The sequence below is a fragment of the Thermorhabdus hydrogeniformans genome (assembly GCF_049310025.1).
Lineage (GTDB): Bacteria > Bacillota > Thermosediminibacteria > Thermosediminibacterales > Tepidanaerobacteraceae > JBJYKD01.
Window position 1 is genome coordinate 1 of the sequence record NZ_JBJYKD010000273.1, and the last position, 240, is coordinate 240.

At 34.6% G+C, this 240-nt stretch carries 1 protein-coding gene; it reads left to right on the top strand.

The window, feature by feature from the left end:
• A partial coding sequence (locus ACKX14_RS16410) for a DUF4372 domain-containing protein (protein WP_422449504.1) occupies positions 1–240 on the top strand: 240 nt, incomplete at both ends.

Sequence of the window (240 nt, forward strand, 5' to 3'; positions counted from 1 at the left end):
AAAATGCAAGGCAAGGATACCATAAATTCCACATTAAGTCAACTGTTTAATCCATTATCTGACAAATGCACTCTTCAAAAATTAAATTCCTTGGGGGTCGATAAATACGTAAAGAAACTAACTACCTTAAAATTTATACAGCTTATGGTCTATGCACAACTGGAACAACAACAAGGACTACGAGATATCAGTAATGCCCTAAATGACGATAAGTTCAGCGAAAATATTGGACTTGATTCC